Annotated in this window: 12 protein-coding genes and 1 tRNA gene; 2 read left to right on the forward strand and 11 right to left on the reverse strand. The window is 44.4% G+C overall.

The window, feature by feature from the left end; all coding sequences use genetic code 11:
* Nucleotides 1–184: 184 nt before the first annotated feature.
* Nucleotides 185–517, forward strand: a complete 333-nt coding sequence (locus DFR58_RS20770) for a hypothetical protein (protein WP_114300252.1) — start codon at nucleotides 185–187, stop codon at nucleotides 515–517.
* A gap of 12 nt (nucleotides 518–529) precedes the next feature.
* A complete protein-coding gene (locus DFR58_RS20775) occupies nucleotides 530–727 on the forward strand; it encodes a helix-turn-helix transcriptional regulator (protein WP_114300254.1) in 198 nt (65 codons plus the stop codon).
* Between the two features lie 189 nt (nucleotides 728–916).
* Here DFR58_RS20775 and DFR58_RS20785 read toward each other — a convergent pair.
* The 11 genes from DFR58_RS20785 to DFR58_RS20835 form a co-directional block, all read right to left on the reverse strand.
* Nucleotides 917–1005, reverse strand: a tRNA-Ser gene (locus DFR58_RS20785).
* A gap of 13 nt (nucleotides 1006–1018) precedes the next feature.
* Nucleotides 1019–1498: a tRNA adenosine(34) deaminase TadA gene (gene tadA / locus DFR58_RS20790; RefSeq protein ID WP_278278828.1), complete on the reverse strand. Its 480-nt coding sequence runs from the start codon at nucleotides 1496–1498 to the stop codon at nucleotides 1019–1021.
* 279 nt (nucleotides 1499–1777) lie between these two features.
* On the reverse strand, nucleotides 1778–2914 hold the full coding sequence (locus DFR58_RS20795; RefSeq protein WP_242987765.1) for a YibE/F family protein: 1137 nt from the start codon (nucleotides 2912–2914) through the stop codon (nucleotides 1778–1780).
* A gap of 114 nt (nucleotides 2915–3028) precedes the next feature.
* Entirely contained in the window at nucleotides 3029–6847 is a 3819-nt protein-coding gene (locus DFR58_RS20800) for an S-layer homology domain-containing protein (protein ID WP_114300258.1), read from the reverse strand.
* A 70-nt stretch (nucleotides 6848–6917) separates the two neighbouring features.
* On the reverse strand, nucleotides 6918–13394 hold the full coding sequence (locus DFR58_RS20805) for a carbohydrate-binding protein (protein ID WP_114300260.1): 6477 nt from the start codon (nucleotides 13392–13394) through the stop codon (nucleotides 6918–6920).
* Between the two features lie 284 nt (nucleotides 13395–13678).
* Nucleotides 13679–14812, reverse strand: coding sequence for a DUF2087 domain-containing protein (locus tag DFR58_RS20810; protein WP_114300262.1), 1134 nt, complete (start codon nucleotides 14810–14812; stop codon nucleotides 13679–13681).
* Between the two features lie 101 nt (nucleotides 14813–14913).
* Nucleotides 14914–15624: a PHP domain-containing protein gene (locus tag DFR58_RS20815; RefSeq protein WP_114300264.1), complete on the reverse strand. Its 711-nt coding sequence runs from the start codon at nucleotides 15622–15624 to the stop codon at nucleotides 14914–14916.
* Nucleotides 15625–15721: 97 nt separating this feature from the next.
* The gene (locus DFR58_RS20820; protein WP_114300266.1) at nucleotides 15722–16066 is read right to left on the reverse strand and encodes an AraC family transcriptional regulator; all 345 of its coding nucleotides are present in this window, start codon (nucleotides 16064–16066) and stop codon (nucleotides 15722–15724) included.
* Between the two features lie 78 nt (nucleotides 16067–16144).
* On the reverse strand, nucleotides 16145–17464 hold the full coding sequence (locus DFR58_RS20825; protein ID WP_114300268.1) for a [Fe-Fe] hydrogenase large subunit C-terminal domain-containing protein: 1320 nt from the start codon (nucleotides 17462–17464) through the stop codon (nucleotides 16145–16147).
* A 24-nt stretch (nucleotides 17465–17488) separates the two neighbouring features.
* Nucleotides 17489–17914: an ATP-binding protein gene (locus DFR58_RS20830; RefSeq protein WP_114300270.1), complete on the reverse strand. Its 426-nt coding sequence runs from the start codon at nucleotides 17912–17914 to the stop codon at nucleotides 17489–17491.
* Nucleotides 17914–18267, reverse strand: coding sequence for a DRTGG domain-containing protein (locus tag DFR58_RS20835; protein WP_114300272.1), 354 nt, complete (start codon nucleotides 18265–18267; stop codon nucleotides 17914–17916). The genes DFR58_RS20830 and DFR58_RS20835 overlap by 1 nt, the downstream gene beginning before the upstream one ends.
* Nucleotides 18268–18618: the final 351 nt, after the last annotated feature.

Genomic DNA, 18618 nt, shown 5'->3' on the forward strand with positions numbered 1-18618 from the left:
CTAAGGCACACAAAATGCTGCCTTAGTTTTCTAAATTTTAATTACAAGGCTCGTTAAATGGGCTGGCTTTATTTATATTAAACAGGAGCGTCCCTTTTAAAAGTAAAGAAGTCTTGACATTTTGAGAGGTCATGATATACTATAAATGTAAATATTTTTTAACATTTCAAGGAGGTATATTTTAATGCGAAAAATGGATGAAATGGGCAGGAACATTAGATTACGTTCCGAGGAATTAGGTTTTAAGTCAGCGGTGCTTATATTAGCGGTTTGGGTATTATATGAATGCTGGCAAGGATTTTTTAACGGAGGAACTTATAACCACTTACCTGCTCTAATTCTAATAGTTACCTTGTGTGTTCAAGGATTGTCTGAAATGGTTATGAAAAGAAAAATGATTTCTGGAGATGAAGAATACAAAGAACCAAATAAAATCCTATGGTGGAGTATCATGTTCATTGCAGCTATTGCCATCATTTTATCTATAGGTTCCTACTTAATGTTGAACTATAATTAAACAGGAGAGCATATGAGGAATAATATAAAGCAGCTTAGAAAACAAGCCGGATTACGACAAGAGGACATGGCAACACAATTAGGCGTAAGTCGGCAAACTATAATCGCCATAGAAAATGATAAGTATAATCCCACATTGGAACTGGCAATGAAAATTGCCATACTATTAAATTTGAAGGTGGAGGATATTTTTTTCTTAAATGAAGAATAGCGAGGTACTGCACTTAAATATTGGGGACGCTCCTTATTAAAGGAATAGTTGATGTAAGGTTTATACTTGCCCACTTTGACAGGGACAAAAAAGCAGCACGGGAAAGTACAGGGCTTTTATGTAAAAACAGGAGCGTCCCTATTCAAAAAAACGAAAAGTCCGATAAAATCGGACTTTTCGTACAAATTTTGGCGGAAGAGGTGGGATTCGAACCCACGAGCCCGTGAGGACTACCTGATTTCGAGTCAGGGCCGTTATGACCACTTCGATACTCTTCCATATTAAATAAATTTAAACTTTACTGCTTTTCCTCGCTCTTAGCTCTCTGAAAAAGTCCTTCAGTATATCCGAGCATTCCTTTTCCAGTAACCCAAAGCTTACATCAACTCTGTGATTAAACCTCTCAACGCCAAGGACATCTATAACCGAGCCCGCAGCTCCGGCTTTAGGATCAAGCGCTCCTATAAAAAGCTTTCTGACTCTTGACTGTATTATAGCCCCCGCACACATTGTACAGGGCTCTAAGGTGACATACATCTCACAGTCATTGAGCCTCCATGAGCCAAGCTTTTTAAAGGCTTTTCTTAAAGCCACAATTTCAGCGTGCATTGTAGCGTCACACTTGAGCTCTTTCTCATTATGCCCCCTGGAAATCACTTTACCCTGCCTGACAATAACCGCTCCAACAGGTGTCTCCCCCTTGGCATATGCCTTAGCAGCCTCCTTTAAGGCCTGACGCATATACCCTTCATTAAGCAATTGCTCGTCCAAAGCTCTTTATAATCCCTCCGAAAGCACCTTGCTTCTCATAAATATAATGCTGCACAATTTTGCGCAAGTCATATTATACTACAATAAACAAAAACAATCAATGTTATTTTCAATTTAAATTCAGGGCAAAATCCAAAGAAATCAACCATCCATTTTATCCCTATTAAGTAATCCCTGTATTTAAAATCAACTCCTGCCTATTCTCTGAAATGTTTTAAATAACATAATGCTGTGGAAGGCCGCTTTTGTCCCGATCTAATTTACGGGAACCGCCCTCCTTCATTTTCTTTTTATTAATAATACCGATATGGCTGCTACAATAGGCACAGTAAGTATGACCGCCAGGCTTCCCGAAATGCCCTGGATGATTTCAATTGCTATGGAATATGTATTTATAATCTGATTGTAGGGTGTTTTATAGGAATACATAAGAAGAAGCGTATTAATACACCTTCCTGTAAACGCTAAAATTAAAGTGTTTGACATTGTACCCATCATATCCCTGCCGACATTCATCCCCGAAATAAACAACCTTTTCCCTGATAACGCCTTGTTATTAATGTGTACCTCATAAATGCTGGCGGCTACAGACATGCTGACATCCATTACTGCCCCCAATGACGCAATTAATATAGATGCGAAAAGTATGCCTCCCACCTGCATATTGGTTTGATTTGCTACAACCGCAAGCTCTTCTGCCTCCGAAACATTATAACCCGATATCCCGGCTAAATGTGAAACAAGTGCGCAAAATATACCTGCTATAATTACTCCTGCTACAGTCCCGATCATAGCGGATACGGATTTTGCGCTAAATCCGTTCATCAGTGAAAGGGTTACAACCGTGGTTAATATAACGACTGCAACAGCTGCTATAAAAGGAGGATACCCCTGATAAACCATAGGTATAAACATGAAAATAATACATACGAATGTAAATATCAAGCCTATTGCGGAGGTCAGGCCTTTTCTCCTTCCAATAAGCCACAGCATCAGTAAAAACAACACTATAAATCCGTATAATACAGGCGCCCTGTAGCTGCTATAAACAGAGACTACTATAAATTCTCCCGAGACAGATGCCGTTACAATAACAGTCATGCCTTTCTCACAGTATGCACCCGAAAGATAGCTTATATAGTTCGTAGTCTCAAATATCCGGCCCTTTAAATTTCCGCTCATTATTTCAAGCCGCACCTTTTGCGAGCCTGCCTTATAGTCGGTTCCTGTTATAATGTCCTCTTCTAAAACCTCTAAAATTTTTGCCTTTTCAAATTCCGTTCCCCCGCGGTTAATTAAGTCGGTGGGCTCATTTTGATTGATTACTGCTAAAAGCACACAAAAAAGTATTATTAATACTGAAACTGAAATAACCAGTATAAGCCTGCTTTTGTGCATAGCTTGTTTTAAAATCACTTTGCCTCAACTCCGTAAAAGATATATTGAAAAATTGCTGCAAGGGAGCCTGCACTGTCCGTACAAGCCCCCCTGCAAGTCACATAACTATTTTAATACCGTCTTAATTTATAATCAATAAATCAGGTTGTACATTCTGTATACAATAACTGCCGCCTGTGCTTTTGTGGCTTTTTCTCCGGGTGAAAACTTTCCGCCATCAAAGCCCCGCATAACAGATGCCTCCTGAATGGCTTTTACAGCATCGGCTGCGTATGACGCTATGTCCGCTTTGTCGGAAAACTCTGCCACAGTACCATTTTGCCCCAGATCCTTATTAAGATTTTGGGCTACTCTGTATGCAATTACCGCCATATCCTGCCTGCTTATCTTAGTGCCGCCGCCAAAACCGTTTTGACCGTTGCCCTTAATAATCCCCAGCTTCTGTGCCAGCGCCACTTCGTTATAATACCAGCTATCCTGAGAAACATCGGTAAATGTGCACTTTTCAGTTGCATCAGGAGTATAGAAGGCATTCATTATTATTTTCAGGAACTCCGCCCTCGTAATATCTCTCTTAGGGCTGAACAAATCATCCCCCGCGTCGTTTACTATTTCCCTTGCAGCCAGTGCATCAACAGCCTCTCTCGCCCATTCAGCCTCTCCCATATCCTTAAAGGATACATCTGAATATGCAACAACATATCTGCCCGTCTGTTCACTGCTAAACTTCACGCTGCCGTCAGCTTGGCTATATTTGCTGCTTTTTATTACCTTCATATTGCCGTTCTCATCAATGAAGTATGCTACAACCTTGGAAGGACTTTCTTTGCGCGCCAGAGTATACTTTGTGCTTATATTCATACTGCCGCTTTCTACGGTATCAAGCTTGTTCCCGTCAACATCTATTGACACTTCATACACAGTCCTGCCACCTGCGGCGGCTCTTGCTTTTTCCGTCAGAGCTTCTTCCTGGACCACTTCCACAGCCACCACTATGCTTTTGGAATTAGTCCCTATTTTTTTGTTAAGTGCCCCGGGCGTGACGGAAAGCGATGCAAGTCCTGCATCAAAGGATATTAACTCTATTCCTTTTTCACCTATCCCTTTTATTTCCTGTGCAGGGATAACGACAGACACCTTTTGGGCATTCTCAGGTGCAGAAATAATTATGCTCAGGACATTATCCTTTGATTTGCCGGAAGCATTTTTGATGTCGTCCGGCTTAATCTCAACAGCCGCATTTCCATTTGCATCTATTCCCGACTCAAGCCTTATGCTTCCTTCTCCGACGACTGCGGGAACATTATTAGTTTTTGTGCCGCTATTGTTGCTACTGCCGGTCTTTTGATCATTGTTTCCCGGGTTCGGGCTCTTTGCTTTTACCGTCACACTGCACACCGCTGTAAAGCCTCCATCCTGAGAAGCTGCTGTTACTAATGCATGTCCTGATGAAAGAGCTTTTATTGTCACGCTTGTTTTGCCGGTATCGCCATTATACACAGCATCAGATATTGAAATGCCGCTTCCGGATGAAGTAAACAGCACCGTCTTATTTGCAGCGTTGTTCGGGCTTACTGCCGCAGTCAGCAAAGCAGTGCTCCCTTCTGTGATTTCAATAGATGATGTATCCAGTGAAATGCCTGTTACAGAAACCGGCGGCTCCTCGGCTTTGCTCACCGTTATGCTGCATTCTGCCTTATACCCTCCATCCTCGGTTACAGCGCTTACAACTGCTGACCCCGCTCCTACTCCTGTAACACTTATGCTGGTTTTTCCCGTTTGTGGATTATACGAATCCTTGGTGCCGACTGCCGCAACCTGCGGATCACTGGTTGTCCACACTATGTTTTTATTTGTCGTATTCTTCGGTTCTACCGTGGCTTCCAATATTATTGTTTCCCCTGCCTTAATATATGCTTTATCCTTTTCAAGCTTTATTCCTGTTACAGGTGTTTCAGGGTCCTTAATATCAGGGTTGTATGTAAACACCATGTTATCGAAATTGCCCATAAAAGGCTGGCTTTGCGAGGTAGTCCCCTTTAATACCACATATATGCTTTGAGTCCCTGTAAGTCTCCTTGCAAGTGGGCCGGTTACCTTTTTAAATGTACCCCAGCTGCCTGCCGTCGGAGGTATTGGAATTTCACCTAGTAATTCTCCATCCTCAGAGTCTGCACGTATTTGCGCCACTCCATCCTCTGCACATCTGGATGAATTGCTTGCGTATTCAATTGTTATTTCATTTACTCCCTGATCCCCAAAGTAAAGATTATCATATCCCAGCCATGCTCCGTCAAAGGTTCCCGCTACCACAGTGCCTGTATTTCCGCTCTCTGTCTTCAGCTTTCCGTCACTGGGTGCGTACGGATTGGTAGCAGAAGTCCAGATGGTTTTATTTTCAAATTCCACAAGCGAATCTACAGGAGTTTCTGTCTTTTCTGCCAGTCCATTTATTGCCTGGCTCAGAGTCAAGTATGCATTTGCCGTTTTTTCCTCTTGGGCTCCCGTATCACTGCTTATATTTTTTGCATTCTCCAATGCATCCTTAAATTCATTAAAGGATGCTTCTTCATATTTATGCTGCTGTGCGGCTTTTTCATTACCCTCCGCAATTAAATCCAGCAAATACTTCTTTTCAAATTTCTTTATGATTGAGTAGTGATCAATCATTTGCATGGTGTCGGTTCTGTAGGTGTCTATTGTAAAGCTCACATTATCTACCGTTACAGAGGAAAATGTAGGTACTCTGTACTGACTCCTTGTAGCCGCATATAGTCCGGTAAAGCTTTCCAGATCGTAATATTTGCTTCCCGAGGCTGAATTTGCCGTAATATATACCGTTCCCGTCGGGTCTATTACACGGTTGATGCCGGCTTCCTTTTGTGTTTTTTGAGGGGTATCGTGCAGCATCTGATATGATCTGGTATATGAATGGTCATGTCCTGTCAGCACCACATCAATTTTATATTTATCAATAATAGGGAAAAGCTTGTTTCTTAATTCAATTATGTATGCCTTGGTTGAGTGCTGATTACCAGAGCCGTAAATATCCTGATGAAACATGAGAACCTTCCATTTTGCATCAGGCTGGCTTTTTACCGCCTCATCAATATGGGCCTCATGCTGTGCCGCATTTGTGTTGTTTGTATTAATTATAATAAACAATGTATCTCCATAGCTGAAATAGTAGTTCCCCCCTGCGTTTGTTTTTCCGTAATTTGTAGTATTGGGATTGTTAAAGTGATAAGTATAATTGGCATCATTTGCATCATGGTTGCCGATGGTGGTGGCAACAGGCAGCGCCTTGAGCTCCTGCGGGCTTAAATAGCCCGCATATTCATTTTCATTGCTCCCTGTGTTGACCTGATCCCCTGCCGACAGCATGAATGCCGTATCAGTGCGCATTTTTACAGCCTTTTTCATGGTGTCGTTCCACTGCTGCGAATCTGAATTTCTGCTTCCTGCCCCTATCTGAGGGTCTCCTACAAATATAAAATTATACCTGTCTCTTCGTTCTGTAGAATACTCCAGCCTTTCACTCCAACTGCCGTTTATTCCGTAGCGGTAAACGTATTCAGTATTTTCCTCCAGGCTCTCAACAGTTACTTTATTGGATATGTACCCGCTTATTGCATTTGAGTAAGTACCATCAAAGGTTGTTGAGTTTTCGGTTGTAAAGCTGTCTCCAACCTCAGATTTTTTCCCAATCTGCACCTGCGGTGTACCGATAACTGCGCTGATGCTGTACCATGCAAGGTTTAGCTTAGTCTCGTCTTCCCCCGGTGTCAGTGAGATCTGCGTATAGTTGTCATAATTGATGCTGCCTGACACCGCTGCGCCGGAGTTGTTATTTCCACTGGCTCCATAAGCCGTACCGATGTCGGCAGTTATAACTGATAGAGCTATAAAAGCTGCAAATATGCCCGTTATAATTCGTCTGTAATTCTTCATATTCCCCTCCTGAAAATTAACTTTGTTTGCTAAAAAACCATTCCATCAGTCCGCCCCATGCCTTCAAGCTTTAAGGCTTCAGAGAAAAGCGCGCGTTGTCAAAATTGCCCACGTACTTGTAAGTCGCATCAGTAGAGCCTGTCAGCACAAGGTACACATCCTGCACCCCCGTGACCTTTCTGTTAAGCTCCGCAACCGCAACGGCATATGTTCCCCAACCGCCTGCCGTAGGAGGAGTCTCTACCCTTCCCACAAGCTCTCCGTCCACCGCACCTAAGCGCACCTCAACGGCAGAGTCCGCTGCGCAGTTTGTGCTGTTGCTTGTGTATTCTACCGCTATCTGATCCACTCCCTCGGCTCCGAAATCCATCGACTTATACGCAAGCCATGCCCCTGAATATGTGTTTGCAATCTGCTGTCCGCTCTTGCCGCCCTCTGTTTTTATTGGCTGATTATTGGCTGGGTTGATGCCTCCGCACCACTCGTCATAGCTCTCCAGCTCAAGGTAAGAATAGTCTCCGCGTGTCTCCGGCTCTTCCTCAACAGGCTTCAGAGAAAAGCTGGCGTTGTCAAAATTGCCCACGTACTTGTAAGTCGCATCCGTAGAGCCCGTCAGCACAAGGTACACATCCTGCACTCCCGTGACTTTTTTGTTAAGCTCCGCAGTCGCAACCGAATATGTTCCCCAACTATCTGCGGTAGGAGGAGTCTCCACCGTTCCCACAAGCTCTCCGTCCACCGCTCCTAAGCGTACCTCAACCGCAGAATCCGCTGCACAGTTTGTGCTGTTGCTTGTGTATTCTACCGCTATTTGATCCACTCCCCCGGCTCCGAAATCCATCGACTTATACGCAAGCCATGCCCCTGAATATGTGTTTGCAATCTGCTGTCCGCTCTTACCGCCCTCTGTTTTTATGGGCTGATTATTGGCCGGGTTGTTGCCTCCGCACCACTCGTCATAGCTCTCCAGCTCAAGATTGGAATAGTCGCTGCGTGTCTCCGGCTCTTCCTCAACAGGCTTCAGGGAAAAGCTGGCGTTGTCGAAATTGCCCACGTACTTGTAAGTCGCATCCGTAGAGCCTGTCAGCACAAGATACACATCCTGCACACCCGTGATCGTTCTGCTCAGCTCCGCAGCCGCAACGGCATACGTTCCCCAGCCTCCTGCCGTAGGAGGAGTCTCCACCGTTCCCACCAGCTCTCCGTCCACCGAACCTAAGCGCACCTCAACCGCAGAGTCCGCTGCGCAGCTTGTGCTGTTGCTTGTGTATTCCACAGCTATTTGGTCCACTCCCTCGGCTCCGAAATCCATCGCCTTATACGCAAGCCATGCCCCGTCATATGTGTTTGCAATCTGCTGTCCGCTCTTGCCGCCCTCTGTTTTTATGGGCTGTCCATTGGCCGGATTGTTGCCTCCGCACCACTCGTCATAGCTCTCCAGCTCAAAGTAAGAATAGTCGCCGCGTGTCTCCGGCTCTTCCTCAACAGGCTTCAGAGAAAAGCTTGCGTTGTCGAAATTGCCGATGTACTTGTAAGTCGCATCGGTAGAGCCTGTCAGCACAAGGTACACATCCTGCACCCCTGTAATCTTTTTGTTAAGCTCCGCAGCCGCAACGGCATATGTTCCCCAGCCGCCTGCCGTAGGAGGAGTCTCTACCTTTCCCACAAGCTCTCCGTCCACCGAACCTAAGCGCACCTCAACCGCAGAGTCCTCTGCACAGTTTGTTCTGTTTCCGCAATATTCCACCGCTATTTGATCCACTCCCTCGGCTCCGAAATCCATCGACTTATACGCAAGCCATGCCCCGTCATATGTGTTTGCAATCTGCTGGCCGCTCTTGCCGCCCTCTGTTTTTATGGGCTGTCCATTGACTGGATTGTTGCCTCCAGACCACTCGTCATAGCTCTCCAGCTCAAGGTAGGAATAATCGCCTCTGAAATTGTTAAACTTGAAGTAGTCAAGGTTTGCAATAAAGGGATGTCCCGAATCTGTGCTTCCCTTCATAATAATATATACATCATGCATACCTGTTATCTTTTGATCAAGAGATGCTGTTATTTCACTATAGCTGATCCACGAAGAGCCTGTCGCCGGGATTTGTACCGTACCGACCACTGTTCCGTTAACCGAATCAAGGCGTATTTCCAATACGGCATCTGACGCGCATCTCCCCGAATTATTGACATAGTGTGCAGTGAATGCATTTACTCCCTTGTCCCCAAAGTTTACATTCCTGTATGCAAGCCATGCCCCGTTATATGTTCCGCCCACATTAACCAGTGCCTCCCCTGCTGCGGTAGACGAGCTTTCAATTTTCAATCCGCCCTCCGACCATTTCGTCATGTTCTCCGCTTCCAGCTTTTCCAGGCCGTTAATTATGGCTGCGCTTCCTATATTTTTTATCTTTACTGTTTTTGAGAGCTTGTTGCCCTGTGCATCGGCAAAATACACCTCAATATCGTCATTTTGCTCCAGGACACCGGATACCGATGAGAAATCCACAAGGCTTGTATAGCTTCCCCATGCATTTGCGGTAAGTGATATTTTTTTCTCATCAGTAAATCTGAATGTACCATTCTTTTCCCTGATCCGTGTTATAAGGCTTATCTCCCCTCCTGCATTTCCCCCGTATGCGGAAGCCAGAACCGAGGCCTTCAATCCGTCAAGGGTTACAACAGGGTCTGACACCATTACCTCCCCTGCAGGCTGGACGGTGCTGTACAGCTCGAATTCATAAATTCTTGTAGCATTGTTTCTTTCAGACTTTTGTGTGGGCTTTGTCACATTGAGGCGCACATATCTTGCGTAAACAGGTGAAAAGCTGCCCGTATATACATTAAGCCTGTTAGCCATTACGCTGTCTACACTTCTCCATTCGCCGTTCTCATCCTCAACCTGTATCTGGAAATCGGCCGTGTTCCATTCCTCTGTCTCCCTGCCGTTTCCTGTATTTCTGAGGACATAGGTGTCAACAGCCTTTTCCTCGCCAAGATCAACTATAAGCCAGCTATCAGACCCCGTACACCATTTGCTGTTGTCTTCAACCGTACCGTCTACAGCCTTCCACCCCGGCTCATTCCCGTTCTCCCCGCTCACCTGCACCGGCCTGTTAAGAGCAAGATTTTCTCCATATGACGTAACCTCTGGAGTCAGAGTCAAATTATAGTCGGGCATGTTTATCATTATAGACTCTCCATAATATTTCGAGCCGTCATCCCCATTCCATATCACACGTCCGAGTTCGCCGCCTGTATAATTAATTGCAACAGGATTTCCGTAATGGTAAACTCCCTTACTGCTGCCATCAACCACATCAAGCATGTATCCCTTATTGACTTCCTTCTCCGGATATAGAGCCGAAATGCTGCTTGATGTATATGTATCATTTGTCTGAACACTGATACCTGCGATAATAAGGTCACTGTCATCGGGTAATGTCATCGAGCTCACACCCTGCGGTATATCCAGCTCATATTTGTATAAGTATGACTTGTCGTATACCATATCCCCTGACGGGTCATGAGTATGGTTGGCAACAAGTGCTATATCTCCCCTTTTAATAGACCCATATCTGGCAAGGCCGTATTGATCCCAGCTCCCCACATATTCCCACATGCTTTGCACATCTAAAATATGCTTTCTGTCTCCGAGCCACACCGGAATATCCTTGTCATGTCTCTGTGAGCCTGCCAGAAGATATACCCTTGTGCTTCCCTGCGGCAGGGCAATGCTCTGCCCTTTTGCCTTTACGGCGTTGTTGTCTCCGTCGGAATAGCTTCCAAGCATGAATTCCACTCCTCCGCTGACCACTTTTCTGTCATCGGGCAGTATCTCACTTGGGAAGGTAAACCTTGACGATCCGAATCCTCCGTCACTTTTATTTCTGTCAGAGCTTATAATATCTATATTAAACAACGCGCTTATATCCACCGGCTGTATGCTGGGCTTCACCACCGTACCGCTGTGGCTTTCCAATGTAACCGCAAAGGTTTTGGGGGCATATGCCGTTATATCAAATTTCAATTCTCCATTTACCAGCTCAGCCGAGCTGTCTTCTATCTGATCCTCATATCCGTTAACAGGCCTGAAGCTGTGTATGCCATCACCCATTTTGAGTGTTACTCCCTTTGCGGATGAGCCATGCAGCTCATTAACTCTTACAATGTATTCCTCCGTATCCTCCGCTTTTTTTATAGCCTTTATCATAACCTGTCCGGTGCTTAACGAGGCAAAGGAAAAATCCTTCGGCAGCGACCCATAATGGGAGGTTGTCTGATATGCCTGCAGCGGCTGGTTCAGATTTGCAGCCTCATACTGTGACTTTCCGTCTCTCCAGTCCCCTGCATGTCCCATAATGGAATAAGTAAATTTGTTCTCTCCAAAGTCAAAGGTGTTTTGTTTTGAGTTGTCTGCTCTTTCCTCCTGCGGCACATGGAAAAGCGTAAGCCTTATTTCATTGTCCGCAGGCTTGTCCCATCCGTATTTGCTGTCATTTAAGATAGTCACTCCGTATGTCCCGTCCTCGTCGGTGATGTCGGCCCACTGCTGGGCAGGCATTTCGTATTGGTTAGGATCACTGTTGTCTCTCTCTATTGTTCCTATTCCCAGATCATAGGTTGCGTTTCTGTTATATACCGTCAGAGGAAAAGAAGCCTTCATAAATGAAGTTTTTTCTCCCCACATAACATCATTGTTGACATCCACTCTGTTTCCGCCTTCACCGGCAGCTAAAGATACTGTTTGCGTATAAACGGATGCATTATGTGTTCTCTGTATCTGAAGAGACACCCTTGCAGCCCCATCCTCAGTAACGGTAACTTTTTTATTTTGATTTCCCACAACGGAGCTTGGGCCCTTTATATAATCGCTATACGATATCTCCCAGATCCCGTAATTCGTATATGTATTGGCAAATTGCTGGAGAGTTATAGGTTCGTCAAGTATCTGCTTTGAATATTCCTTATCATAAATTCCCGATATATCTCCATTATCATCTATTTCAATTCTGTATCTGTGGTTTTCCAGTGATGATGCGGTTACCGACAGACCTGTGTCAATGCTGCAGGGCGCCTGCGAAGGCACAACGCTGTACACGGCATAGCCGTTTGCCTTTACATCTGCTAAAAACACAAGCTTTACATTCTTCCCGTCGGTTCCCGATACCTGTGAAGGCACCTCCTGCCCAGCAGAATTGTATACTCTTACATAGTCAGAGGGTTCATCCAGAGTCACCGAAGCCTCCGCAACATCCTGCCTGTCTGCGGAAACGGGATTGTAAATTACAACAGGGATCCCTGACGCTACATTTGTATCCATGGCTGAAATTACACCGGATGCGGAGGTTTTCAATTCGCCTGCAAACTTATTAAGGGCAATAACATAGTCATTGATTGCATCCGCATATACCGCTGCAATAGAAGTACCAGTTAGATTATCATGGTGCTGTGCAGCTATTACCCTAAGCCATGCATCCCTCAAATTCTCCGCAGGATATTCCCTGACTCCCAGCCAGCCTGCAGCAACCGAGGCTCTTTCAGCCGCATCTGCCAGTTGTTCGTTTTTACGGTTTAAAAGCTTGGAAACAGCGGACGCAGTGAAAGTACCGTTTCCGTGAAACTTCATCTGAAGCTCACCCTGATACTCGCCCAATGCAGCTATTTCCGATGCTGTCATTTCCTCCTCCATTTGTCCGGGATAGGCACTTATGACCTCTATTAACCCATTGGCATCAGAAACAGCACTTTCCATGTTTTTTATGGAATCCTCGGACGGAGCTCCTCCCTGATCCCCCGTTCCGTAATATTTCATCATTCTCTTAACATCATATTCCGACAGCTTTGAATCGTTGTAGGCGCCTTTTATTTTATTAAGCATTCCCGAGTCATTCTGTATGGATGCCGCTATACCATTTAAGTACCTGTCGGGATTTAACGAAGCTATTACGCTTGACCCATCCACGCCCTTCCATACACCAAGGTCAAAGGGAAGGAAGTTTACATTGCTCCATACGAGCTTAGAGGACGAAAAGCTTTTAAGCCCCATATGGCTTGCGATTGTAGGAAGAGAATATCCGAAGCCGAAGCAGTCGGGCAGGAACAAATCCGTGTTCACAGCTCCGAACTCTTTTTCAAAAAATTTGTTTCCATAAAGTATGTTCCTCATTAAGGCCTCAGGAGACGGAACATTTACATCCCCGTTCTCCCATACCGCGCCTGTGGTATGCCATCTCCCCGCTTGTATGTACTGTTTCATTTTTTCGTATAAATCAGGATAATACTCTTTTATTAGCTGATACCGAAAAGCACCCTCAAAGTTGAATTTGTAGTTGGGATATTTATCCATTAATAAAAAATTCGAATTAAGAGTATTTGGCAAGTACTGCTTAATGCTGCTGTCAATAGGCCAATTCCACATAGTATCCAGGTGTGCTGTTGCGGTTACGTATAATTTTGGTTTTTGCACACTTGCTGCCAATACCGGCGACGAAGACATAATCATTATCATTATTATCAAAAATGCCGCAATATACTGCTTTGTTTTTTTCATACATTAATCCTCCTAAACTTTACTTTCGTTGTAGCTGTGTCTGACTTAAATGCATTTTAAACCGGCGTAGACTTTATTGAATTCAGATACATTCTAGCAACCGTTTATGTAGACTTCAATATGGTTAACATAAATTTTACCCGGCATTCTGTTAAATTTCTGATCTTTCAATTTTAAAAATGGTGAATTGGAGGAATTAAAAATATTTCAACAGATACAAAAACAGAAAAGCCCGCAACCCCTATATATTAAAGGGTACGGGCTCTTTGTAAAGAGCGTCTTCATTAATCCTTCTGCCTGTTATAGCCTTTATCTCCATAAGGCTTGAGTTTTTCCAGCCACTTGCTCTCCAGCTTTTTCAGTTCATCCTTTTTATCAAAGAAGCCCTCCTCCTTCTCCTCTAATACCTCAAGCACCTCAAACACAAAGGTCTCCTCACCAAGCCTGTTCCATTCCTCCTGAAGCTGGGCATTTTTATGTGTTCCTCCGCGAAGTATCGAAAGCCTTCCGTTCATCATCTTCAGGTTTGGTATAGCTTCCACGTAAACCTTCCCGTTCTTTGTATTTCTTATCTGAAACACCCCCGCTTGAGTCTTGGTCTCCTTATACTCCCTTATAAGCTGCTTTCTGCGATCCATCTCTGTCTCCTTTCTTCCGTCGGGCTCTTCCTTCAGCCGGTACCGGCTGCCGTCGGGCTTTCTGTCCATAAATCCATATTCAATCAAGTATCTCCTTATTGTCGCAAAGTCCTCATAAACACCCTCAAGTATTTGATTCACCTGCTTCTCACTATACTCACGGTCTGGCTCAAACCTTTTTGCTATCTCCCTCAAAACCACCAGCTTACTCTTTTCTCTCATGGAAAAGGTTTTCAGCCCTCCGCCGGGCCCGTCGGGAAAATATTTTTTCAACACCTCCTGATACTCGCCTGCAGTAATGTTATAGCGGTCATCCCTCATTGTGGCGGTGTTATGCGGAGGAACAAGCTCAGACGTTTTTTTGATGTTTTCCTTCAGCAAATCCATTATGGCTATGAAAACTCTGGCCTGACGCTCTTTTTCCTTTAACACAAACCTGTGGTTCCTTATAGTTGAGCTGCTTCCTATATCCATAGCCTGCTGAATTTCACAATCCCTTTTGCCCTGATAAAACAGCTTTAAAAGTGCTTTCTGATGCTCCGAAAGACCCGTGAGCTTTTTGTCAAGGTTAATAAGGTATTCAAATACCGGGCCGTGCTCTGTGTCAATATGAACTCTTATATAGCGTTTGGCCTCATAAAATACTCCTCCCTGCGGATAAATAATTCCCTTCTCAAATTTTTTCCCGCAGACTAAGCATATATAAAAATCCCCTTCCTCTAAATATCCCCTTGCAAGCTCCGCAGGAGCCGCATTCCAAAGCATATCCGAAAGCTTCATTTCTAAACACATCCTTAATATGATTGTCTATATACAAACATATTACCGTATTGTCTAGTATGTGTCAAGCGCAAAAAAATAAAAGCCTTGCTGCAAAGCTATTATTTTTTGCGCAGGCTTTTTATCAGGCAATTTATACTAAGCTCCTCCAATTCGACAGAGCTTTCCCTTTCCATTATATTCCCCAGAGAATGGGCGTCGGAGGATTTGATAAGAGTGTATCTGTCCATATTGGTATTTTTAAGAATAAACTCGTTAACCGAACAATTTGCCGATATCTCAAGGTATTTAAAATCTAAATGCTCGGGTATCATTCCTAGATTTGATAATATGCTGTACGATGACCTGTCTATATGGGCGGGGATCAAAGCCCCTCCGAGTCGCTCTGCTATATCGAAGGCTTCATCTATCCCCAAATCCGCGGCAGTAATAAGCATTCTTTCCTCATGCCTTAAAACGCTGTCATTTTCATCCATTATAAGCTGCTGTCCGAAAATATCCGTGCGGTTTTTAATGGGAGGAAGGCGAGAATAAACTATTTTCTGCATTTCCATGGCACTGTCGGCAGAGGGAAAAAGACAGAGAATATGCACCTCTTCCTTTGTCTCCAGCTCCATTCCCGGAACAACAAGAATTCTTCCCGCGGCGGCTTTTATGGCTGCCGTGCAGTTTTCAGCAGAATTATGATCGGTGATGGCAATTATATCAAGGCCCTTTATCACAGCCATGCTTACTATGTTGTTTGGAGTCATGTCGTTTTCCGCACAGGGAGACAGTGCGGAATGTATATGAAGATCTGTATACGCCTTCATTTACAGCTCCATTTCCGGCGTAGTACTGAATTTTCTTAAATACCCCGCCATTTTATTGTTATACAGTTTTAATAAGGCTTTTAAGCTCCTTTTGGGACTATGCCTCATTTTCTCCTATAAGGCGGTGAGCCCTATAGCATATCTCGTAAGAGCTTAAGCCGCTGCTGAGTATGGAGATTCCCTCCTCCGCCGCCTTTTTCACAGTTGCCTCCTCCACCGCGATGCCCTCCGGAACAATCACACATGCAGCTTCAGTTAGCAGTGCCACCGCAGCTACATTCAAATGAGTATGCACCGTAATCCATCCGTCACCCTTGCACGCATGGGACATGACCCAGCTTAAAAGATCACATGCATATATTCCCGTTATATCCTTATCTCCTCCGTCCTCACCCGTTAAAACCTTCATCCCCATGCTTTGGGCAAATTCCTTCACCTTCATCACAATCACCCCTTAAAATATGAGCTTTTTTTAATGTGATCCCCACACTGTGCTTCCGGACCTTAAGCCCTGTATCTGTTAGTCGTTTGTCCAATCCTTATCAAGCACCGGGGGCATTTTTGCCTCCAGCTCCATCATCTGTACGGCAAGCTCCCGCACCTTTTCCCGTAATTTAAACACACAATCGGCCTCATTTGCATTGCCTCTGACTATATCCTCGGCAAGAGCCCTGCAGCTTGGAGCACCGCAAGCACCGCAGTCAAGCCCCGGAAGATCCTTGTTAATCAGCTCAAGAGCCTCAAGCTTTTTCATGGCCTCGTGAAAATTCTCATCCAGCTTCATTACAGGCTTATACTCTATGCTTGCAGTCCACATTAAATCATTCTCGCCCTCTTCGGTATGCTCCTTTGACACACCGTTTTGGCGCGCCTGATCCACGAATCTTTTTAAGTTACTTCTTGCCACATAGGCATTCTCGACGGTAAGAGGCCCCCCAAGGCATCCGCCGACACATGCCAATGCTTCTATAAACTCAACCCTTTCGAGTCTGTCCTTTTCTATTTCCTCAAGTATGGAAATAACATTATGTATGCCGTCTACAGCCAAAAACTCATCGGTTCCGAGGGCAAGGCTTTCCCCTCCCGGGCCTGCCCAGCGTATTCCCTCATAGCCCGCCTGTTCGAGATCCTCTGCAGTCTTAACCTTATCCAAAGAATTTAAAAGCTTGAGATAAATATCCTTTATAGAAATGACACCGTCGACAAAAGACTTTTTCTTTTCATACGGGGCCTTAACGCTTGTTACCTTTGCAGCACACGGTGTAATGAAAAAAACCCCGATATCCTCAATAGGCATATTTTCCGTTTTGGAAATTTTATTTTTAGCAATTTCAGCCGCTACCTCCATTGGAGATTCCAGCCTTACTATATTGTCTATAAGGTTGGGATACCTTACCTGTATCAGCCTCACAACGGCGGGACATGCTGAGGAAATGAGCGGCTTAACGGTACTGTTTTTATTTAATAGCGTCTTGGTTGCTTCCGTCACAATCTCGGCCGCCCTCGCCACCTCATAAACGGCGTCAAAGCCGATATGCTTTAACGCCGTCAAAAGCATATTTCTGGATGCATTGCTCCTGAATTGCCCGTAAAGTGACGGCGCGGGTATGACAACCTTATATTTAAAGCTGTTTATAGCATCCATAGAATCGCTTATAGCCTTTTTAGCATGATATGGGCATACTCTTATGCATTCACCGCAGTCGATGCACCTCTCAGCTATTATTCTGGCTTTGCTTTTTCTGACTCTTATTGCTTCCGTAGGGCAATGCTTGATGCAATTGGTGCATCCCCTGCACTTGGTCTCATCCAGAGTAACCGAATGAAAATATCTTTCCAAGGCCCCTCACCTCACTTAACAAGCTCATTTGATATACACTATTATTGTAACGGTAGTACCCTTTCCAACCGTGGTGTCTATATCCAGACTGTCTGCATATCTTTTCATGTTGGGAAGTCCCATACCCGCTCCAAAGCCCATTTCCCTGACGCTGTCAGATGCCGTGGAATATCCCTCCCTCATTGCCATTTCAAGGTCGGGGATCCCCGGTCCCTGATCCTTAAGCTGTATAGTCACCTTCTCGGCATCTATTGATATATCCGCCTCTCCGCCTCCGGCATGAATTACAACATTTATTTCAGCCTCGTACATTGCAATCGCTGCCTTTTTAATAATTCCGGGGAGTATACCGAGATGGGTAAGAGTCTTCTTAACACTGCTTGAGGCCTCTCCCGCCACCGAAAAATCATCTCCGGGTATAATATAATGAAGCGTAATACGGTTATCCATCAATCCCAAACACCTCTCCCTGTGATACCTGCACTATAAAGCTTTCCACATGAAATAAACATGGGATCCCGCGTTGTCATAACAATAATGCCCTTTTCTCCGGCAAGCTCCAGCATAGCCTGATCGGGCTTTTTTCCCCGTACAAAGGCTATCGCCTTTATGTCCATCATTTCAGCCGTTCTTATAACCTGTATATTAGCCAGTCCTGTGAGCAAAAGTACATTTTCTTTAACGTATGCCATAACATCACTCATGAGATCGGAGCCGCATACTGAGAACACTTCCATCTCCATATTTTCCGTTCCTGTGAGGACATCTGCTTTCAAAATTTTTACAACCTCAAATATTTTCATGTAAACACTCCCGCAATCATATATACATATTCCTAAAATGTATAATTAGATTATAACACATTAAAATCCTTTAGGCATTAAAATAAAAAAATGATGCACAGACTTTAGGGGACACAGACTTTAGGGGACACTCCTGCTTTTTTACTACTTGAATTAACTCATGTATGACTTTAGGGGACGCCAGACTGTGCTAAAATAGCAAAAAAATGTTAATTGTATTTATATTAAATTTAGCAGTAGATTACCATACTATTTGACAATTATTTACAGTATGTACATTAGAGAGGTTGAAAGAGTCCTTTAAACCTTTCAATCTCTTTAATATTTCCTTGGTTCCGACAATGTTTATCA

Source organism: Anaerobacterium chartisolvens, from assembly GCF_003337415.1.
Lineage (GTDB): Bacteria > Bacillota > Clostridia > Acetivibrionales > DSM-27016 > Anaerobacterium > Anaerobacterium chartisolvens.

Coding starts and splice junctions, on each gene's coding strand:
- DFR58_RS20770 (WP_114300252.1), top strand. CDS start 185: ATGCGAAAAATGGATGAAATGGGCAGGAACATTAGATTACGTTCCGAG.
- DFR58_RS20775 (WP_114300254.1), top strand. CDS start 530: ATGAGGAATAATATAAAGCAGCTTAGAAAACAAGCCGGATTACGACAA.
- DFR58_RS20800 (WP_114300258.1), bottom strand. CDS start 6,847: ATGAAGAATTACAGACGAATTATAACGGGCATATTTGCAGCTTTTATA.
- DFR58_RS20805 (WP_114300260.1), bottom strand. CDS start 13,394: ATGAAAAAAACAAAGCAGTATATTGCGGCATTTTTGATAATAATGATA.
- DFR58_RS20810 (WP_114300262.1), bottom strand. CDS start 14,812: ATGAAGCTTTCGGATATGCTTTGGAATGCGGCTCCTGCGGAGCTTGCA.
- DFR58_RS20815 (WP_114300264.1), bottom strand. CDS start 15,624: ATGAAGGCGTATACAGATCTTCATATACATTCCGCACTGTCTCCCTGT.
- DFR58_RS20820 (WP_114300266.1), bottom strand. CDS start 16,066: ATGAAGGTGAAGGAATTTGCCCAAAGCATGGGGATGAAGGTTTTAACG.
- DFR58_RS20830 (WP_114300270.1), bottom strand. CDS start 17,914: ATGGATAACCGTATTACGCTTCATTATATTATACCCGGAGATGATTTT.
- DFR58_RS20835 (WP_114300272.1), bottom strand. CDS start 18,267: ATGAAAATATTTGAGGTTGTAAAAATTTTGAAAGCAGATGTCCTCACA.